Here is an 18,916-nt window from a genome sequence, read left to right as displayed (position 1 = left end):
TCAGTCCGCCGCCGCCTCCACGATCGAGGCGAAGCCGGGCGTGTGCAGGGTGCGGACGTGGCGCAGTCCGGAGCGGGCGAAGAGGGCGTCGAGTTCGGCGGGGCCGCGGGTGCTGCCGCCGAGGGCCGTCATCATCAGGATGTCGAGGTCCTTGCCCGGGTGCGGGGCGTTGCCCGGCGCCGGGACGGCGTCGACGACCAGGACCCGGCCGCCCGGGGCGAGGGCACGGCGGCAGGAACGCAGGATGCGGACGCAATCCTCGTCGCTCCAGTCGGGCAGGACATGCTTGAGGAGATGGATGTCGCCTTCCGGGACAGCGGCGAAGAAGTCCCCGGGCTCGGCACGCCAGCGTCCCGCCAACTCCTCTGTGGCGAGCAGCGGTTCGCGTAGCGCCGGCGCCCGGTCGAAGAGGACGCCCGACAGGCCGGAGTGGCGCCGCAGGACCGCCCGGAGCAGCCCGCCCCGTCCACCGCCGACGTCCACGACCGTGCCCCGGTCCGGGAACGGGTACGCGGCCGCGACCACGTCGTCGAGCGGCCCGGAGAAGGCCGCCATCCCGGCGTCGAAGACCTCCCGGGCCGCTCCGTCGGCTTCGAGATGCTGGAAGAAGGGGGTGCCGAAGACCCTGGGGAAGGCGGATTCCCCGGTGCGTACGGTCTCGGCGAGGTCGGCCGAGGACCGCAGGAACATGTCGTCGGTGAGCAGGAGAACCGCGGAGTGCAGCGAGCCCGGTACGTCCGTGCGCAGGGCGTACGCGGCGGGCGTGAGCCCGAAGGCGCCCGCCTCGTCCTCCTGGAAGACGCCGCGCGATGCCAGGAGCCGCAGCAACCGGCGCAGTGCCGCGCCGTCGGCGCCGGTGTCCGCGGCGAGCTCGGCGGCCGTGCGCGGTCCGTCGGCGAGCCGGTCGGCAAGCCGGAGCGACGCGGCGGTCCGCAGCGCCGCGGAGTGAAGGAACCCGAAGGTCTCCTCCATCAGCCGCAGGGCCCCTGACGCGTCGGGGGCGGCTACGTCACGGCTGGACGAGGGCTCCAAGGTGTTCTCCCGGGGTCGGTTCTGACAGGTACGCATCGCCACCCTTCCAGCCGCCGGCCGGGCCCCGGCACCGTCACTGTACGGATCTCCGGCTGGGACTTTCGTCCTAGGGCCTGTCTGATGAGTCTGTTGCTGGCCTGCGTCGGGTGTGTCGCAGCGCCTGGGCGGTCTGGTGCGCCCCTGGAAGACTCCGGGCGCTCTCGCCCTACGGTGCGCGTCGGTTTCGCGCTGGGAATGCTCCCCGTCAACTCAACCCTGTGCCGACCGCCGGCACACTTACGGGAGGCATGTCATGAGCAGTGTTCGCCGGTTCAGCGCCGCCATCGCGGCGAGCGCCCTTCTCGCCCTGGGAGGCATCGCGCTGGCTACTCCCGCTCAGGCCGCAGACGGCAGCCCCACCACCTACGGCCTCATCTTCGGCAAGGACAGCATCGCCGAACAGGCTGGCCGCCTCATCGGTGGCGCCCCGGGGACCGTGACCGGCCTCGTCCCTGGGCTCAAGGAGGTCTGAATTACGGCCGGAGCCAGAGACGGATCGCGGCGAGCGTGACCGTTCCCTGGAAGACGTAGGCGCGCTTGTCGAACCGCGTCGCTACGGACCGAAAGTCCTTGAGGGCGTTCACGGTGCGTTCGACTTCGTTCCGGCGTGCGTACTGGTCCCGGTTGAAACCAGTGGGTCTGCCTCCCGCGCTTCCTCGGTTGCGGTGGGCCCGCTGGTCACGGCGCTCAGGGATGACGTGCCGGATCTGCCTGCGCCGCAGGTAACGACGGTTACGCCGCGACGAATACGCCTTGTCGGCGCTCAGGCAGTCGGGTCGGGTACGCGGGTGTCCGACGCCTGGGCGGGGAACCCGGATGCGGCCGAGGACATCGACCATCTGCGGCCCGTCAGTCCTTGCAAGACCCTCGCCCAGGTACCGTCCGCTGACCATCTGCGATGGCGGTCGTCCACCGTCTGCCACTTACCGAACCGGGTCGGCAAGTCCCGCCACGGAATTCCCGTGCGCAACCGGAACAGAATCCCGTTGATCACCCTGCGGTGACACTTCCACCGCCCACCACGCCCGGCGTTCCCGGGCAGGTGCGGTTCCAGCCGAACCCACTCCGTCTCACTCAAGTCACCCCGGCCCACGCGGCTGAGAACGACCTACAACCTGGACGGATACCAATCCAGCAGACAGGCCCTAGGCCACGGCCGCGGCCCCGGCATCAGGCGCGCTACCCGCGCTGCCCGTGCTGACGAGCCGCTGCGAAAAACCCTTGGCGGCCGGGGCACCTCCTCTCCTAAAGTGATCAGTGTCCAGGTGCGAAGGCAGGACCTACTTCGACTCATAATCGGGAGGTCGCGGGTTCGAATCCCGCCGCCGGCACCCATGCCGGCGTAGCTCAGAGGCAGAGCACCTTGTCGGTTCCGCCGCCCGGATCTCTGGACATGAGCTTCACGCACCTCCCGGTGCGCGGGCCACGGCTACTTCGCTCTCATCGAAACCCACGCCGCGGCCACTTTGAACTCGGGAGGCGCGGCATCGGGGCGTCCGGTGCGCAGGCGACGGTTACTTCCGGGAACGGCGGGTCGCGGGTTCGAATCCCGTCCCAGCTACGGGCTGGTGTAGCTCAGTCAGGCAGAGCAGCCGTTTTATGTACCGTCGCCGACCCTTGACCTCGGACGCCCCCACGCCGTGCTTCCCCGACGAATTCGGGGGAATTCACATGGCACGCTTCAACGTCCGCGCGTCCAAGGCGACCCGTCCCGCCTCGCCCGTGACCACGACCGGGCGCACCCCCACCCACCTCGGTGGCAAGGGGTACCTGCGGGACGACCGCTCCGAGCTGTTCCTGCTCGCGGTCGCCAACTTCGTCTCCCAGCAGACCTACCACGAGAGCGGCAGCGACCGGGACGACCGGTTCGCCGCGCTCGTCCGCAAGCTCGCCGTCGCGGACCCCGCCTGGACCGCCGGTCTCCTGCGATGGCTGCGCGGCGACGGCCGGATGCGCACCGCCTCCCTCGTCGGCGCCGCCGAGTACGTCAAGGCCCGCCTCGAGGCCGGCGCCACGGACGGCCCCACCAACCGCCAGGTCGTCGACTCCGTGCTGCGCCGCGCCGACGAGCCCGGCGAGATGCTGGCCTACTGGACCTCCACCTACGGGCGGAACGTGCCCAAGCCGGTCAAGCGGGGCATCGCCGACGCCGTGCGGCGCCTGTACACCGGCCGCAACCTCCTGAAGTACGACACCGCCTCCAAGGGCTACCGCTTCGGCGACGTCCTCAACCTCGTCCACCCCACGCCCGACCCCGCCAAGCCGTGGCAGGGCGACCTCTTCCAGTACGCCCTGGACCGCCGCCACTCCCCGGACACCGCCACCCCGCCCGCCGCGGACCGCACCCTCACCGCGCACCGCGCGCTGATGGCCCTGCCCGTCGCGGAACGCCGTGGCCTGGTCACCGGGCCCGGCGGCGCCGAACGGCTCGCCGAGGCGGGCATGACCTGGGAGGCCCTCGCCGGCTGGCTGCAGGGCCCGATGGACGCGGCGGCCTGGGAGGCCGTCATCCCCTCCATGGGCACCATGGCCCTGGTCCGCAACCTGCGCAACTTCGACGAGGCCGGCGTCCGCGACGAGATCGCCCAGCAGGTGGCCGCGCGGATAGCCGACCCGGAAGAGGTCGCCCGGTCCCGGCAGTTCCCCTTCCGGTACCTGGCCGCGTACCAGCACGCCCCCTCGCTGCGCTGGGCCTATCCGCTGGAGCGGGCCCTCGGCCACTCGCTGGCGAACGTGCCCACGCTGCCCGGCCGGACCCTGATCCTGGTCGACCGCTCCGGTTCCATGTGGGCACCGCTGTCGGACCGGTCCCGGCTCAACCGCGCGGACGCCGCCGCGATCTTCGGCACGGCGGTGGCGATGCGCGCCGCCGACGCCGACCTCGTCGAGTTCGGCACCACCAGCGCGCCCGTGGCCTACCGCCAGGGCGAGTCGGTCCTCAAGGTGCTGGAGCGCTTCGGGAGCCTCGGCGGCACCGACACCACCGAGGCGGTGCGCCGGCACTACCGCGGCCACGACCGGGTCCTGATCGTCACCGACGAACAGGCCTCCTACCACCGCGCGGGCGACCCGACCGAGCAGATCCCGGCCCACATCCCGGTCTACACCTGGAACCTCGCCGGCTACCGGCCCGGCCACGGCCCGTCCGGGTCCGCTGACCGGCACACCTTCGGCGGCCTCACCGACGCGGCGTTCCGCATGGTTCCGCTGCTCGAACGCGGCCAGGACGCCCGCTGGCCCTGGGAGGACTGAGCGGGCCGCCGCTCCTTACGCGCCGCCCCGGTGAAGGGAGTCCAGGGCGGCCAGTTCGTCCTCGGAGAGGCGCAGCGTGCCGGCGGCCACGTTCGCGGCCAGGTGATCAGGGTTGCCGGTGCCGGGAATGGCCAGCACATGCGGACCGCGGTGCAGCGTCCACGCCAGCCGCACCTGCGCCGCGCTCGCCCCGTGCGCCTGGGCGACGGCGAGCACCGCGTCGCCCTCGGCGCCGCTCGCGCCCGCTTCACGCCCGGCGCCGGCGATCGCGTAGAACGGCACGAACGCGATGCCCTGCTCACCGCAGGCGCGCACGAACCCGTCCTGGTCGGGCCGCACGCCGATGCCGTACTGGTTCTGCACGCACACCACGGGTGCGATGGCCTGGGCCTCGGCGAGGTGCTCGGGGGTGACGTTGGAGAGGCCCAGGTGGCGGATGAGGCCGGCGTCACGGAGGCGGGCCAACGCGGCGAAGCGCTCGGCGATCGAGTCGGTGCCGACGATGCGCAGGTTCACCACGTCGAGGTGGTCCCGGCCGAGCTGGCGCAGGTTCTCCTCGACCTGGCCGCGCAGTTGCCCGGGCGTGGCATGGGGCAGCCACCGGCCGGACAGGTCCCGGCCGGGCCCGACCTTGGTGGTGATCACGAGATCGTCCGGGTACGGGGCCAGTGCTCGGTTGATGAGTTCGTTGGCGGAGCGCAGCCGGGAGAAGTAGAACGCGGCGGTGTCGATGTGGTTGACGCCGAGTTCGACGGCTCGGCGGAGCACGCTGATCGCCCGGTCGCGATCGCTCGGAGCGGCGTCCGTGGCGAACGCCTCGCCGTTCTGCGTCAGGCGCATCGCGCCGAAACCGATCCGGTTGACCGTCAGGTCACCGAGCCGCCAGGTACCCGATGCGGCCGCGGTCATCGTCTGGGGAGTTGTCATACCGGGGATGATCCCCGCACGTAGGCTGCCGGGCCATCGGTTAACGAGGGGTGAGCCGAGGTCCTGGCCCTGGCGGAGCGAGCACTGTCTCGCAGTCCTGCCATGCCCGCGGGCTCAGCAGCGACTGGAGCCGTGTGAAGAGGGCCAGGAGCTCGCCTCCCCACTTCTTGCGGAAGTCCGCGTCGACGCGGGCGATGTCCAGTTCGTTGGCGGCGGTGAGTTCGGTGAAGTCCTTGCGTTGCTGGAGGGTGGGGGTGAACGTGCGGCCGGTGAAGCGGTCCCGGAAGACCGCGCCGGCGTCGGCGAGCGTGGGGTAGGTGGCGGCGCGGTCGCAGCTCGCGTAGAAGTGGACGATGGATTCGGCCTCGGTGCCGATCACTTCCACCAGCCTGGACCGGTCGCCGTGTGGCAGCGGCGCCATGGCGAACCCATCGGTCCCGTAGAAGGCGTGGCACAGTCCCGCGAGTTGGAGCGCCGGGCGGGCTCCCCAGTGTGCGAGCTGCTGCTGTACGCGTCGCAGGTGTGCGCCGAGGGTGCCGCCGGGGTGGTCGGCGGTCGTGGCGCCGAGGTCGTCCAGGAGGCGCAGGGCGGCTGAGGCGGGGTCGGCCGGACGTGGCATCTGGATCGTTCCTTCTGGGGTCGGGTGGGGCGGGTCGACACCCGGCAGTGCCCTGAGCACTGTCCGGAGCAGTGCTCAGGTCCCTGCCGGGTTGCCGCCCTGGGCCCTACGCAGATCGTCACAAAGGGACAAGGCCCAAGTCAATCCTCGGGTTTGCTTGCCCACACCCAAGCTGTAGCTTCGGTCCATGACGCTTGATGATCTTCGTTTCTTTGTCGCGGTGTGCAAGGCCGGGTCGTTCAGCGCCGTGGCACGCGAGGTGTCCTGCACACAGTCGGCCGTCAGCCAGCACGTCAAACGCCTCGAGCGGGAGCTGGGCCTCAGCCTGCTGGAGCGGCACCCGCGGGGCGTCGTACCCACCCAGGCCGGGCACCTGCTGCGGGTGGCGGTCACCGACGGCCTCGGCAGCATCGACCGTGCCCTGCGCGAGATAGAGGCCCTCGTGCGCGGCGACGGCGGTTCGGTGCGGATCACCACCGGGGCCACGACGGTCCGCCACTTCATGGCTGACGCCGTCGTCGACTTCCGGCGGACATTCCCGCAGGTCCGCCTCGAATTCCAGACCGAGCACTCCAGCCGCGGCTGCTTCGACGCACTCGCCGCCGGCGGTCTCGATCTCGCCTGGATCACCCTCGGCGCACCGGTCCGGGGCATCGACCAGCGCCCCGTGGTCGAACTGCCCTGGGTCCTCGCCGTCCGCACCGAGAGCCCCCTGGCGGCTCAGCCGTTCATCGCGCCGACGGACTTGGAAGGCACCCGGCTCATCGGACTCCCCGGGAACTCCACCTCCCGGACCCATCTCGACACCTGGCTACGGCAATCGGGGATCCAGCCGGTCTTCGACACCAGCGTCGCCGACTGGGACACCGCGATCCTCCTGGCCGAGCTGGGACTCGGCTGCGCGATCGTCCCCGCACTCCCCGGCTGGCACGGCCCCGGCCACGCCGACCTCCGCCTCGTCCCCATCCCCGCCCTCCCGGTCCTCCGCACAGGATGGGCCGTCCGCCGCTGGGACGCGCTCTCCCCACTGGCCCGTACCTTCGCCGACACCGTCGCCCGGCACTGGGCACAGCGGCCCACAGCCGCACAGGCGCCGTCCGGCTCGGAATGAGCGGTGTGGCACTACTGGCACGACCCCGCGCCGCCGCCGGGCAGGGTGCCGAGCCATGCCCGGATCGCTTCGGCCGTCGTGGAGGCGTGTTCCTCGGTCATGCTCCAGTGGTCTCCGGGCACGTCCACAGCGGTGTGGGGCGCCGGCCAGGACGATCGCCCATGTCCCTCCGATGTGGCGTGGACCATGAGTGTGGGGATGTCGGTCGGTTCCGGGTGCCAGCCGCGGGCCATGCGGGTGTAGGCGCCCAGGGCGGCGACGGACATGTCGTCCACGGCGGTGTCGAACCGCTCGCCCAACTGGAGGGGCAGGCGCGCGGGCATCCCGAGCAGCCATGGCTCGTGCTCGCGGTCCGGGGTGACGTGGTAGGTGTCGATGAGGACCAGGCCGGCCGGCGGTGTGCCGGTCGCCGCGAGCCGGACGGCCACCGCATGGGCCGGGTAGCCGCCCATCGAGTGGCCGAGGACGGCGTACGGGCGGTCGCCGATCCGCTTCCGTACGGTGTCGGCGTGCAGGTCCACGAGGGTCCTCCAGTCACGGGGGACGGTGTCCCCGTGCGTGACGCCGGGGTGCGGGATCTCGAAGATGTCGCGATCGCAGCCGAAGGAGGAGGCGAGCGTCGCGTACCAGGGCCGGCCGAGGGTGGGGGAGAAGCCGGGGAAGCACACGAGTGCAGTACCACCGGTGCCTAGGGCGAGTTCGAGGGGCGCGAGCGCGTGACGGGCGCGGTCGGCGTGGTCGAAGGCGGGTACGGCGAGCGAGGCGGTCACCAGCAGGTGCAGGGCCGCGACGACGTCACCCGTTGCGCACACCCGCCGGTAGAGGGAGGCAAGGGTCTGGGGCGGCCGTTTCGTCGCGTGCGGGGCGGGGCCGGCCGCGGCGGCCCTTTCGGGCAGGGCCCCGCTCAGGCCCTCGTACAGATGGTCGGCCAGTTCCGCGGCGCTGGGCCGGTCGAAGGCGAGGGTGGCGGGCAGGGGCAGCCCGGTGAGCATGCCGAGGCGGTTGCGCAGCAGGACGCCGGTCAGGGAGTCGAAGCCGAGCTCGGTGAAGGGCCGGCCGGGGTCCACCGCGGTCGCGTCCGGATGGCCGAGCACGGTGGCGACCTCCTCGCGGACCAGCTCCAGCAGGGCGGGCGCCCGGTCGGCCGGGGGCAGCGCGGCGAGCCGGTCCCGCCAGGCTCCGGCCGCGTCCTCGGGGCGTCGCCCCCGCCCGCCGCGGCCGGTCGGGACGGGCGCAACGGCCCACGCAGCGGCGCCGGGAGCGGTGTCCCGGCGGGCACCGCCGGCCGGGAACGGTCCAGCAGCAGAGGCGCGAGTGCCGGTTCGTCGCTGCCCAGCGCGGAGTCGAACAACGCCAGCCCCTGTTCGGGGGAGACCGCGCGCAGCACGCCGCCCCGCGCCCCGGCTCGGGCACTACGGCCGGTGCTCGCCGCCATTCCATCCCCGCTCCAGGGCCCCCACGCGAGGGAGAGCGCGGGAAGGCCGAGGGCGGCGCGGTGGTGCGCGAGGGCGTCCAGGAAGGCGTTGGCGGCGGCGTAGTTGGCCTGGCCGGGATTGCCGAGCAGGCCGGCCGCCGAGGAGAACAGCACGAAGTGCGACAGCGGCAGACGCGCCGTCAACTCGTGCAGGTTCCAGGCCGCGTCGGCTTTCGCCCGCAGCACCGCTGTCATCCGTTCGGGCGTCAGCGCCTCCAGCACACCGTCGTCCACGATCCCGGCGGTGTGCACGACGGCGGTCAGGTGTGGTGCGTACTCCTCGACGACGGCGGCCAGCCGCCTCCGGTCGGCGGCGTCACAAGCGATCACGTCCACGCGGGCGCCGGACCGCTCCAGCGCGGTCCGCAGCCGCCCGGCGCCCGCCGCCCGCGGACCACGGCGGCTGACGAGCACCACATGCCGGATCCCGTGACGGGTGACCAGGTGCCCGGCCAGCAGCCCGCCGAGGGCTCCGGTACCGCCGGTGAGCAGTACGGTGCCGCCGCCCGCGAAGCCGCCACCAGCGCCAGCGGGGGCTTCGGCGTCGGTCAGCCGGGGCACGCGCACCAAGCCTTCGGCGAGGGAGAGCTGAGGTTCGCCCGTGGCGATGGCGGCGGGCAGCAGACGCAGCGACTCCCGTCGCCCGTCCGTGTCGACGACGGTGAGACGGCCGGGATACTCCGACTGCGCGGAACGCAACAGGCCCCACACCGCGGCGGCGGGCAGGCCGGGTACGCGGGAGGCGGCGCCGCGGGTCACCACGACCAGGCGGCCCCCGGAACCGGACAGGTGGGCCCGCAGGACGGACAGGGCCCGTACCGTCAGGGCGTGGGTGTCCGCGACCGGGTCGGGGGACTGGCTGGAGGACATCGGAGCGGACAGGGAGACGACGACGGTTCCAGCGGCCGTCCCCGCTCCCGGGGACGTGGCCGGGAGCGCGGAGCGCAGAGCGAGGTCGTCGGGCGCCCCCACCGTCAGGGCCGGTCCGTCACCGTCGGCCGTACCGGCCGCCAGAGCGGTCCACCGCAGGCGGTACAGCCCTCCGGCCCCCGCCGCGGTGCCGACGGATCGCGGCACCGGTCGTGTGGTCAAGGACTCCACCCGGGCCACCGGCCTGCCCGCCTGGTCCGCGAGGTCCACGGCCACGGTGTCCGTGCCGGTGGCGCGTACGCGCACGCGCAGCGCCGTGGGGCCCGTGGCGTACACGGCCAGCCCTCGCCAGGCGAAGGGCACCCGGGCGGGGCCGGTGGGCGGTGCGGCCAGCAGCGCGGCGTGCAGCGCGGCATCGAGCAGGGCGGGATGCAGACCGTACCGCCCGGCATCGGCCTTCGCCGCTTCGGGCAGCCGGACCTCGGCGAACAGCTCCTCCTCCCGCCCCCGCCAGGCGGCCGCGACGCCCCGGAACGCGGGACCGTACGCGTAACCGGCGGCGGCCAGGCGCTCGTAGGCGCCGGCGAGGTCCACCGGCACGGCGTACGGCGGCGGCCACGCCGGGGCATCGCCGGCATGGCCCGGGGGGCCGGCGACGGGACCGAGCCGCCCGGTCGCGTGGTGCGTCCAGGCGCCGAGCGCTCCGGAATCCGGCGGGCGGGAGTGGACGTCGGCGGTGCGGCGGCCGGAGGCGTCGGGTTCGCCGAGGACCACCTGCACCTGGACCCGGTCACCGGAGCCGGGCAGGGCCAGCGGGGCCTCCAGCACGAGGTCCTCCAGCAGGTCGAGCCCGCACGCCTCGCCCGCGTGGAGCACCATCTCGGCGAACGCCGCGCCGGGTACGAGCGCGTGCCCGGCGACGGCGTGGTCGCGCAGCCACGGCTGGGCCGTGACGGACAGGTGGCCGGTGCACAGCAGGCGTTGCGTGCCGGGAACAGTGGTCGTCTGGGCCAGCAGGGGGTGGCCGCGGTCGCGCACAGCGGGGGAGGGGCCGGTCCCGGGGATCGCGGCGTCCTCCAGCCAGTAGCGCTGCCGCTGGAAAGGGTAGGTCGGCAGGTCCACCCGCCGGGCGCCGCTGCCCGCGTACACCCGGTGCCAGTCCACCGGCAGGCCGTGCACGTGCAACCGGGCCAGTGCGGCCAGGACCGTTTCCGTCTCCGGCGCACCGGCCCGTGCGGCAGCTGTGAACAGCGGCCCTTCCGCCTCCCCGGCCACGGAGGCCGCGGCGGCCGCGGTCAGCTGCGCGTCGGGCCCGACCTCCGCGAAGGCGGTCACCCGCCCGTCGTGCGCGAGGCGGTGGACGGCGTCCCCGAAGCGCACGGTCTCGCGGGCGTGGCGCACCCAGTACGCGGCCGAGCACAGGTCGCCACCGGTGGCTTGACGCCCGGTCACCGTCGACATCACCGGGATGCGCGGGGCCCGGTACGTCAACCGTGAGGCGACGCGGCCGAGTTCGGCGAGCATCGGTCGCATCAGCGGAGAGTGGAAGGCGTGGCCGGCCCGCAGCCGCGTGGTGCGGCGTCCGCGCCCGGCGAAGCGGTCCGCGACAGCCAGTACCGCTTCCTCCTCCCCGGAGACGACGACCGACCGCGGACCGTTCACCGCCGCGATCGCGACCTTGTCGACCAGGTCCGGGACGTCGGCCAGCTCGCGTGCCGTCTCGCTTTCGGAGGCGTCCAGGGCCACCATGGCCCCGTTTCCGGGCAGGTGCCGCATCAGCCGGCCCCGGGCGGCGACCAGCTCCACCGCGTCCCCTTCCGACAGGACGCCCGCCGCGTGCGCCGCCGCCAGCTCACCGACGGAGTGCCCGACCAGGACGTCCGGCCGCACGCCCCAGGACAACAGCAGCCGCGCCAGCGCGACTTCGAAGACGAACAGACCCGCCTGCGCGACATCCGTACGGTGCAGCAGAGCGGCGTCCTCGCTGCCCTCGGCCGCCCACAGCACCGCGCGCAGCGGCCGGCCCCGGCCGGATCCGGCGTCGAAGGCGGCGTCGAACCGCTCGCACAGGGAGTCGAAGGCGGTGGCGAACGCGGGGAAGGCGGCGTGCAGGTCCCGGCCCATGCCCGGCCGCTGCGCGCCCTGACCGGTGAACATCAAGGCCAGCCGGGCGGCGGCCGGCCTCGCCCCGCCGGCCGCGGTCATGGGGCAGACTCCGGTCCGGGCCAAGGTGTCCAGAGCACTCAGCACCGCCGCCCGGTCGCCCGAGGGGACGGCCGCGCGGTGCGCGAGGGCGGCCCGGGTCGTGGCGAGGGAGAACGCGACGTCCAGCGGGCGCAGCCGGGGCCGCTCCCGCAGAAGCGCGGCCGTCCGCCGGGCCTGGGCGCGCAGCGCCTGGGGATCCGCGCCCGACAGCAGCAGCGGCGGCACGGTACGCCAGGGCGTGGAAGCGCCGGGTCCGGGCACGGGAAGGGTCTGTTCCACGATGACGTGGGCGTTGGTCCCGCCGATGCCGAACGCGGACACCCCGGCCCGGCGCGGGCCCCCGGGCCGGGCCGGGTGCCACTCCTCCTCCCGCGTCAGCAGCCGCACGGCGCCCGAGGACCAGTCCACCCGCGGTGACGGCTCTTCGCAGTGCAGGGTGCGGGGCAGCCGTCCGTGCCGCATCGCCATGACGGTCTTGATGACCCCGCCGACCCCGGCCGCGGCCTGGGTGTGCCCGAGGTTGGACTTCAGCGCACCGAGCCACAGCGGCCGGCCGGCGGGCCTCCCGCGCCCGTACACGGCCAGCAGCGCCCGCGCCTCGACGGGGTCGCCGAGCGCGGTACCGGTGCCGTGCGCCTCGACCGCGTCGATGTCCGCCGGGGCGAGCCCGGCGTCGGCCAAGGCCCGGCGGATCACCTGCTGTTGGGCCGGGCCGCTGGGCGCGGTGAGGCCGTTGGAGGCGCCGTCGGAGCCGACGGCCGAACCGCGGAGCAGGGCCAGCACCGGGTGGCCGTTGCGCCGGGCGTCGGACAGCCGCTCCAGCAGGACCATCCCGGCCCCTTCGGCCCAGCCGGTGCCGTCGGCCGCCGCCGAGAACGGTTTGCACCGGCCGTCCGGCGCCATGCCGCGCAGCCTGCTGAACACCACGAACGGTCCCGGAGTGGCCATGACGGTGACACCTCCGGCCACGGCCAGCGCACATTCGCCGGACCGCAGCGCCCGTGCGGCCCGGTCCATCGCCACCAGCGACGACGAGCAGGCGGTGTCCACCGTCACGGCGGGCCCGCGCAGCCCCAGGGCGTAGGCGATACGGCCCGACGCCACGCTGCCGGCCGAGCCGAGTGCGAGATGCGCCTCCAGTTCGTGCGGGCCTCGGTGCAGGAAGCGGCCGGCGTAGTCCGCGTGCATCACGCCGACGAAGACGCCGGTGTCGCTGCCGCGCAGGGCGGTCGGGTCGATGCCGGCCCGTTCGCAGACCTCCCAGGCGGTCTCCAGCAGCAGCCGCTGCTGCGGATCGGTGGCCAGCGCCTCCCGGGGGGACATCCCGAAGAAGGCCGCGTCGAAGTCGGCCGCCCGGTGCAGGAAGCCACCGCGGCGGGTGACGGAGGTGCCGGTACGGTCCGGATCGGGGTCGTAGAGCGCTTCCAGGTCCCAGCCGCGGTCGCCGGGAAAGTCCGATGTCGCGTCGGTCCCGTCCGCGACCAGGCGCCACAGGTCCTCGGGTGACTCCACTCCGCCCGGATACCGGCACGCCATGGCGACGATGGCGACCGGTTCCGTGGAGGACGGCCGCGCCGTGGCATCGCCCGTAGCGGCCGCCGGGGCCGCCGGGGCCGGTTCCCCGACCAGCGCGGTGTGCAGGAACTCCGCCACGGCGGCGGGCGTCGGGTGGTCGAACACCAACGTCGCCGGCAGGCCCAGCCCACTCGCCGCGCCGAGCCGGTCACGCAGCAGCACGCCCCCGAGGGACGTGAGGCCGAAGTCAGTGAAAGGACGGCCCTGTTCCCGATCCGTCGCGGGCGTGCCGGCGGCTTCCGCCGTCGCCGCGAGGACGAGGCGCAGGACGGCGTCGTACCGCTCGGACGGGGCCAGAGCCTTCAGACGCCCGCGCAAGGCGGAGGCGGCGGCCCCCTGCGCCGCCCCCAGCCGCTCGGCCGACTGCCGGGCCAGGGCCGGGCGGTCGGTCTTGCCGGAGGCCGTACGGGGTACGGCGCCGGTCTCGTACACCTCGTCGGGCACCTTGAAGCCCGACAGCCGCTCCCGGCACAGGGCGCGTACCCGGCCGGTGTCCACGCCCCCCGGACCGGGGACGACGAAGGCGACGGGCACCTCGCCGAGCACGTCGTGCGGTCTGCCGACGACGGCCGCGTCCGCGACGCCGGGACAGGCGAGCAGCACATGCTCGACCTCGACCGGGTTGATGTTCTCGCCGCCGCGGATGATCAGTTCCTTGACGCGGCCGGTGACCCGCAGACGGCCGTGGCCGACGCGGCGGCCGAGGTCTCCCGTGCGGTACCAGCCGTCCCCGAAAGCCCGGCCGGTGTCGTCCGGACGATTGTGGTAACCGATCATCAGGTTCGGGCCCCGGACCCGGATCTCCCCCTCCTCGCCGTCGGCGACCTCGACGCCCGTGACGGGATCGGCGAGCCGCACCTCCACCCCCGGCACCGGCGTACCGCCGGAGTCGCCCCGGGGGCCGTCGAGCCGGTCGACCGCGATCTTCCCGCACGTCTCGGTGCTGCCGTACCCGTCGAGCAGCGGAACACCCAGCGACTCCTCGACGTCCGCCCGCAGCACCGCGGGACACGGCGAGCCCGCGGTGACACACAGGCGCAGACCGGGCGGCGGCCGCCGCCCCTCGCGCAAGGCGTCCATCAGCACGTGGTACGTGGCGGGCACGCCGGCCAGGACGGTGAACGGCTGCCCGGCGAGCGCGTCCGCGACGCTCGCCCCCCTGTCGAGGAGGTACGCGCTCGCCCCCACCGAGACCACCCCCAGCAGGCACAACGAGTGCGCGTAGGCATGGGACATCGGCAGCGGCCACAGCAACCGGTCCTGCGACCGTAACCCCCACAGCGGCACGTAGGCCGCCGCCACCGACCACAGCGCGGCACGCTGGGCGGAGACCACGCCCTTGCTCTGCCCGGTGGTGCCCGAGGTGTAGTGGATCCAGGCGGGCTCGTCCAGACCGAGGTCGTCCCGGGGCGGCACTCCTGGGTCCGTTCCGGCCAGTTCCCCGAACACGCGCGTGCCCGCCGGCGCCCCGTCGGGCACCGCGTCCGTGCCCGCCACCACGACCCGGAGCCGCGGGCGACCGTCCACCAGCCGGCCGACCAGGGGCAGCAGCGCCGCGTCGACGACGACCGCGACCGCCCCGCTGTCGTCGAGGAAGTACGCCAGCTCCGCCGCCGAAGCACCGGGATCGAGCGGAACCCCCACCGCCCCCGCCCGCAGGACCGCGAGACAGCTCTCCACCATCTCCACCCGGTTGCCCACAACAAGCGCCACCCGGTCCCCACGCCGTACGCCCAGCCCCGCCAGATGACCCGCCAGCCGCCCGGTCCGCTCCTCCAGCTCCGCGTACGTCACGCCTCGCCGGGCATCCCGGTACGCGGTCTTTCCCCCGACCCGCGACGCGTGCGTCTTCAGCGCACCGGGCAACGCACGCACCAACTCGCCGTGGACCCTCGTCATCCCCACCCCTTCGGCCACGCGACGAACAACGGCGCTTCACGGGGGCTTGTCCGTCCACAGCGGACGACAAAAAGAAAAGGGAAAGGAGGTCACCCACTCCTTTCCACTCTCAAGGTATAGCGCACAGGGGGGCTTGCGGCAAGGCCCCGGCTGTCCCGCACAATGGCCGGCCTAAGCCAGGGACCTGCGGAAACGGGAGTACGACGTGCGTGTGGTGTTGTCGACGTATGGGTCGCGGGGGGACGTCGAACCGTTGGTGGGACTCGCGGTGCGGGTGCGGGAACTCGGCGCGGAGGTGCGGGTGTGCGCGCCGCCGGACGAGGACTTCGCGCGGCGGCTGTCCGATGCCGACGTGCCGCTGATGCCGGTCGGCCGGTCGGCACGCGCGCTGACGACCGGGGCTCCGTCCTCGTCCTCCCTGCCGCGGCGCGCGGCCGAGTTGATCGCCGACCAGTTCGACGTGGTCACCGCGGCGGCCGGGGGATGCGATGTGCTGGTGGCGACCGGCATGATGCCGGCCGCGGCCGGCGCGCTGTCGGTGGCCGAGAAACTGGGCATCCGCTCGGTGTCCGTGACGTTCCAGCAGCTCACCCTGCCCTCGCCGCACCGCCCGCCGCTGGCCTACCCGGGCCGGCCGTTCCCGCCGGAGGCGACCGACAATCGGGCGCTGTGGGAGTGGGACGCCCAGAGCATCGACGCGCTGTTCGGTGCGGCGCTCAACACCCACCGGGCGGCGAACGGCCTGCCACCGGTGGACAACGTCCGCGACTACGTCGTCGGCGACCGGCCATGGCTGGCGACGGACCCGGTCCTGGACCCCTGGCTGGAGCCGGCCGACCTCGACGTCGTACAGACCGGCGCGTGGATCCTGCCGGACGAGCGCCCGCTCCCGGCCGATCTGGTGGCGTTCCTGGACGCCGGCACACCACCGGTGTTCGTGGGCTTCGGCAGCATGCCCCTGCACGACTCGGAGGACGCCGCCCGGGCGGCCGTCGAGGCGGTCCGCGCGCTGGGCCGCCGCACGGTCGTGGCCCGAGGCTGGGCCGGCCTGGCCCTGCTCGACGACCGGGACGACTGCTTCGCCGTCGGCGAGGTCAACCAGCAGGCACTGTTCGGCCGGGTGGCCGCCGTCGTGCACCACGGCGGCGCGGGCACCACGACGACGGCGGCCCGGGCCGGCGCGCCGCAGGTGGTCGTGGCCCAGGCGGCGGATCAGCCGTACTGGGCCGGCCGTGTGGCCGAGCTGGGCATCGGCGCGGCCCACGACGGTCCGACCCTGACCACCGAGTCCCTGGCGGCCGCGCTCACCACGGCCCTGACCGACGAGACCCGCGCCCGGGCGGCCGCCGTGGCCGGCACGATCCGCACCGACGGCGCGACGGTGGCCGCGGAGCTGCTGCTCGACGCCATCGGCCGGGAACGGCCGCCAGTGCCCGCGTGAACCGCGAGGGATCGCCAAACCAGTACATAGAACGAGAACCCGCACACCCGGGCGGACCGAACCAAAGCGACAACGGCCACGACCACGGCCACGGAGCCGTGTCAGACGGAGCATCACCGTCATGACCACGCCTTTCGCCATGCCGGTCCGTCCGGACGCCTTGCCGACCGCGCGCGATATCCGCAACCGGCCTCATATCGGAGCTGATCACGTGAACCACCTGACCACCAGCGCTTTCGACCTTCCCCACCGCCTCTCCTCCAAGGCCGACCCGACGCTGATCGGCGACGACGAGCAGCACTTCGCGGCCCTCGCGGAGTGCCTCGAGCAGTCGATCGCCGAGGTGTCCGACCGCCTCGACGCCGAGCGCAAGTCGCCCGGCGGCACAGGCCGGCAGGCGATGGAACGGGACGCGGAGATCCACCGGCTGACCGCCCGCCTGCGCACACTGCGGCGCTTCGGTCTGGACCTGTGCCTCGGACGCATGGTCAGCGCGGACAACCCAGAACCCCTGTACGTCGGACGACTTGGTCTGACGGACAGCGAGGGCCGCCGGTTGCTGGTCGACTGGCGTTCCCCCGCGGCTGAGCCGTTCTTCGGAGCCACCCACGCCAACCCGATGGGCCTGGCGAGCCGCCGCCGGTACCGCTGGACCCGCGGCCGGATCAGCGACTACTGGGACGAGGTGTTCACCCCCGACGGCTTCGCCGGGCACGCCGCGCTCGACGACCAGTCCGCCTTCATCGCCAGCCTGGGCGGCAACCGGTCACCACGGATGCGAGACGTGCTCGGCACCATCCAGGCCGACCAGGACGCCATCATCCGCGCGGGATCCCGCGGCGCTCTCGTCGTCGACGGCGGTCCGGGCACGGGCAAGACCGTCGTGGCCCTGCACCGCTCCGCCTATCTCCTCCACTCCGACCCCCGCCTCGGTCACCGCCGCGGTGGCGTGCTGTTCGTCGGTCCGCACCGGCCCTACCTGGCCTACGTCGCCGACGTCCTCCCCAGCCTCGGAGAGGACGGCGTGCAGACCTGCACCCTGCGGGACCTGGTCGCCGAGGGAGCCGGAGCGACGATCGAGGCCGACCCGGACGTGGCCCGCCTGAAGTCGTCCGCCGACATGGTGAAGGCGATCGAGAAGGCCGTCAGGTTCTACGAGGAGCCGCCCACCGAGGGGATGACGGTATCGACCGACTGGGGCGACATCTGGCTGAGCGCCGACGAGTGGGCCGAGGCCTTCGAGACACCGGGACCGGGCGCTCCGCACAACGAGGCGCGTGAGCAGATCTGGGAGGAGCTGGTCACGATCTTGATGGACAAGCTCGACGACGACGTTCCGCTCGACCTCTTCCGCAGGTCGCTGGCGCACGACGAGGAACTGGTCACCACCCTCAACCGCGCGTGGCCACTGCTCGAAGCGGCCGACCTCGTCGGAGACCTGTGGTCGGTACCCGCCTACCTGCGGATGTGCGCTCCCTGGCTCAGCCGCGACGAGATCCGCAAGCTCCAGCGCAAGGAGGCCCCTCACGCCTGGACGGTGTCCGACCTGCCGCTCCTGGACGCGGCACGGCAGCGGCTCGGCGACCCGGAGACCGCGCGGAGCAGGCGTCGGCACGCGGCCGCCCTCGCCGCCCAGCGCGAGAGCATGGCGCAGGTCGTCGACAACCTGATAGCCGCCGCATCCGACTCCGGGGCCGACGGTGACGACGGTGAAGGTCTGGTGACGATGTTGCGCGGCCAGGACGCTCAGGTCAGCCTCGTCGACGAGTCCGGGCTGCCCACCGCCGACCGGGACCGGCTCGCCGGCCCCTTCGCATACATCGTCGTGGACGAGGCTCAGGAACTGACCGACGCGGAGTGGCAGATGCTGCTGCTCCGGTGCCCGTCCCGGAGCTTCACCATCGTCGGGGACCGGGCACAGGCCAGGCAGGGGTTCACGGAGTCATGGCGGGAACGGCTCGAGCGGATCGGCCTCGACCGGATCAACCTGGCCTCCCTGAGCATCAACTACCGGACACCGGAAGAGATCATGACGGAAGCCGAACCGGTCATCCGGGCCGTGCTCCCGGACGCCAACGTGCCGACCTCCATCCGTAGCAGCGGCCTCCCCGTCGTCCACGGATCCGCTTCGGATCTCGGCTCGATCCTCGACACCTGGCTCGCCGCCCATGCCGAGGGGATCGCGTGCGTCATCGGCGATCCCACGTTCCGGACGACGCCCCGCGTCCGGTCGCTGACCCCGGAGCTGTCGAAGGGGCTCGAGTTCGACCTGGTCGTCCTCGTCGACCCGGAGAAGTTCGGCGAGGGCATCGAAGGAACGATCGACCGCTATGTCGCGATGACCCGGGCGACTCAGCAACTCGTCATCCTCACGACCTCCTGACCCCGGCCGGACGGACGGACGGACGCTACGGCTTGGGGGATCCGGCAGGCCGCGTCAGGGGTGGGCGGGGGAGGGGCGACTGGAGGCCG

Annotated in this window: 10 protein-coding genes and 1 pseudogene; 5 read left to right on the top strand and 6 right to left on the bottom strand. The window is 73.4% G+C overall.

Annotated features, from left to right (window positions below; all coding sequences use genetic code 11):
- Nucleotides 1-1,032: a methyltransferase gene (locus ABZ956_RS15445; RefSeq protein ID WP_361892637.1), complete on the bottom strand. Its 1,032-nt coding sequence runs from the start codon at nucleotides 1,030-1,032 to the stop codon at nucleotides 1-3.
- 292 nt (nucleotides 1,033-1,324) lie between these two features.
- On the opposite strand from ABZ956_RS15445, the gene ABZ956_RS15440 reads away from it, so the two are divergent.
- Nucleotides 1,325-1,543: a hypothetical protein gene (locus ABZ956_RS15440; RefSeq protein WP_361892634.1), complete on the top strand. Its 219-nt coding sequence runs from the start codon at nucleotides 1,325-1,327 to the stop codon at nucleotides 1,541-1,543.
- A gap of 1 nt (nucleotide 1,544) precedes the next feature.
- On the opposite strand, the pseudogene ABZ956_RS15435 reads toward ABZ956_RS15440, so the two are convergent.
- Nucleotides 1,545-2,164, bottom strand: a pseudogene (locus ABZ956_RS15435) (transposase).
- 578 nt (nucleotides 2,165-2,742) lie between these two features.
- Here ABZ956_RS15435 and ABZ956_RS15430 point away from each other — a divergent pair.
- On the top strand, nucleotides 2,743-4,323 hold the full coding sequence (locus ABZ956_RS15430; RefSeq protein ID WP_361892631.1) for a TROVE domain-containing protein: 1,581 nt from the start codon (nucleotides 2,743-2,745) through the stop codon (nucleotides 4,321-4,323).
- Between the two features lie 15 nt (nucleotides 4,324-4,338).
- On the opposite strand, the gene ABZ956_RS15425 is transcribed toward ABZ956_RS15430, so the two are convergent.
- Nucleotides 4,339-5,250 carry an oxidoreductase gene (locus tag ABZ956_RS15425; protein WP_361892629.1) on the bottom strand — a complete coding sequence of 304 codons (912 nt, stop codon included), beginning with the start codon at nucleotides 5,248-5,250 and terminating at the stop codon, nucleotides 4,339-4,341.
- Nucleotides 5,251-5,290: 40 nt separating this feature from the next.
- Nucleotides 5,291-5,869, bottom strand: coding sequence for a DUF6817 domain-containing protein (locus ABZ956_RS15420; RefSeq protein WP_361892626.1), 579 nt, complete (start codon nucleotides 5,867-5,869; stop codon nucleotides 5,291-5,293).
- Between the two features lie 187 nt (nucleotides 5,870-6,056).
- On the opposite strand from ABZ956_RS15420, the gene ABZ956_RS15415 reads away from it, so the two are divergent.
- On the top strand, nucleotides 6,057-6,980 hold the full coding sequence (locus ABZ956_RS15415; protein WP_361892623.1) for a LysR family transcriptional regulator: 924 nt from the start codon (nucleotides 6,057-6,059) through the stop codon (nucleotides 6,978-6,980).
- 11 nt (nucleotides 6,981-6,991) lie between these two features.
- On the opposite strand, the gene ABZ956_RS15410 is transcribed toward ABZ956_RS15415, so the two are convergent.
- Together ABZ956_RS15410 and ABZ956_RS15405 are read right to left on the bottom strand one after the other, a co-directional pair.
- Nucleotides 6,992-8,074 carry an alpha/beta fold hydrolase gene (locus ABZ956_RS15410; RefSeq protein WP_361892621.1) on the bottom strand — a complete coding sequence of 361 codons (1,083 nt, stop codon included), beginning with the start codon at nucleotides 8,072-8,074 and terminating at the stop codon, nucleotides 6,992-6,994.
- A complete protein-coding gene (locus ABZ956_RS15405; RefSeq protein ID WP_361892618.1) occupies nucleotides 8,002-15,003 on the bottom strand; it encodes an SDR family NAD(P)-dependent oxidoreductase in 7,002 nt (2,333 codons plus the stop codon). Before ABZ956_RS15405 ends, ABZ956_RS15410 begins: the two co-directional genes overlap by 73 nt.
- A gap of 205 nt (nucleotides 15,004-15,208) precedes the next feature.
- Here ABZ956_RS15405 and ABZ956_RS15400 point away from each other — a divergent pair, with 205 nt between their 5' ends.
- Nucleotides 15,209-16,444: a glycosyltransferase gene (locus tag ABZ956_RS15400; RefSeq protein ID WP_361892616.1), complete on the top strand. Its 1,236-nt coding sequence runs from the start codon at nucleotides 15,209-15,211 to the stop codon at nucleotides 16,442-16,444.
- Nucleotides 16,445-16,655: 211 nt separating this feature from the next.
- Nucleotides 16,656-18,827 (top strand): RNA polymerase recycling motor ATPase HelR, encoded by a 2,172-nt coding sequence (helR, locus tag ABZ956_RS15395; RefSeq protein ID WP_361892613.1) that lies wholly within the window; start codon nucleotides 16,656-16,658, stop codon nucleotides 18,825-18,827.
- The last annotated feature ends 89 nt before the right edge of the window (nucleotides 18,828-18,916 follow it).

This window comes from Streptomyces sp. NPDC046261 (assembly GCF_040646235.1).
Taxonomy (GTDB): Bacteria; Actinomycetota; Actinomycetes; order Streptomycetales; family Streptomycetaceae; genus Streptomyces.
The sequence above is the reverse complement of the archived record's forward strand: the minus strand, read 5'-3'. Positions and strand labels throughout refer to the sequence as shown.

Bases quoted from the DNA above. Each gene is read 5' to 3' on its own strand.
- ABZ956_RS15440 (WP_361892634.1), top strand. From the start codon at position 1,325: ATGAGCAGTGTTCGCCGGTTCAGCGCCGCCATCGCGGCGAGCGCCCTT.
- ABZ956_RS15415 (WP_361892623.1), top strand. From the start codon at position 6,057: ATGACGCTTGATGATCTTCGTTTCTTTGTCGCGGTGTGCAAGGCCGGG.
- ABZ956_RS15425 (WP_361892629.1), bottom strand. From the start codon at position 5,250: ATGACAACTCCCCAGACGATGACCGCGGCCGCATCGGGTACCTGGCGG.
- ABZ956_RS15405 (WP_361892618.1), bottom strand. From the start codon at position 15,003: ATGACGAGGGTCCACGGCGAGTTGGTGCGTGCGTTGCCCGGTGCGCTG.
- ABZ956_RS15420 (WP_361892626.1), bottom strand. From the start codon at position 5,869: ATGCCACGTCCGGCCGACCCCGCCTCAGCCGCCCTGCGCCTCCTGGAC.
- ABZ956_RS15430 (WP_361892631.1), top strand. From the start codon at position 2,743: ATGGCACGCTTCAACGTCCGCGCGTCCAAGGCGACCCGTCCCGCCTCG.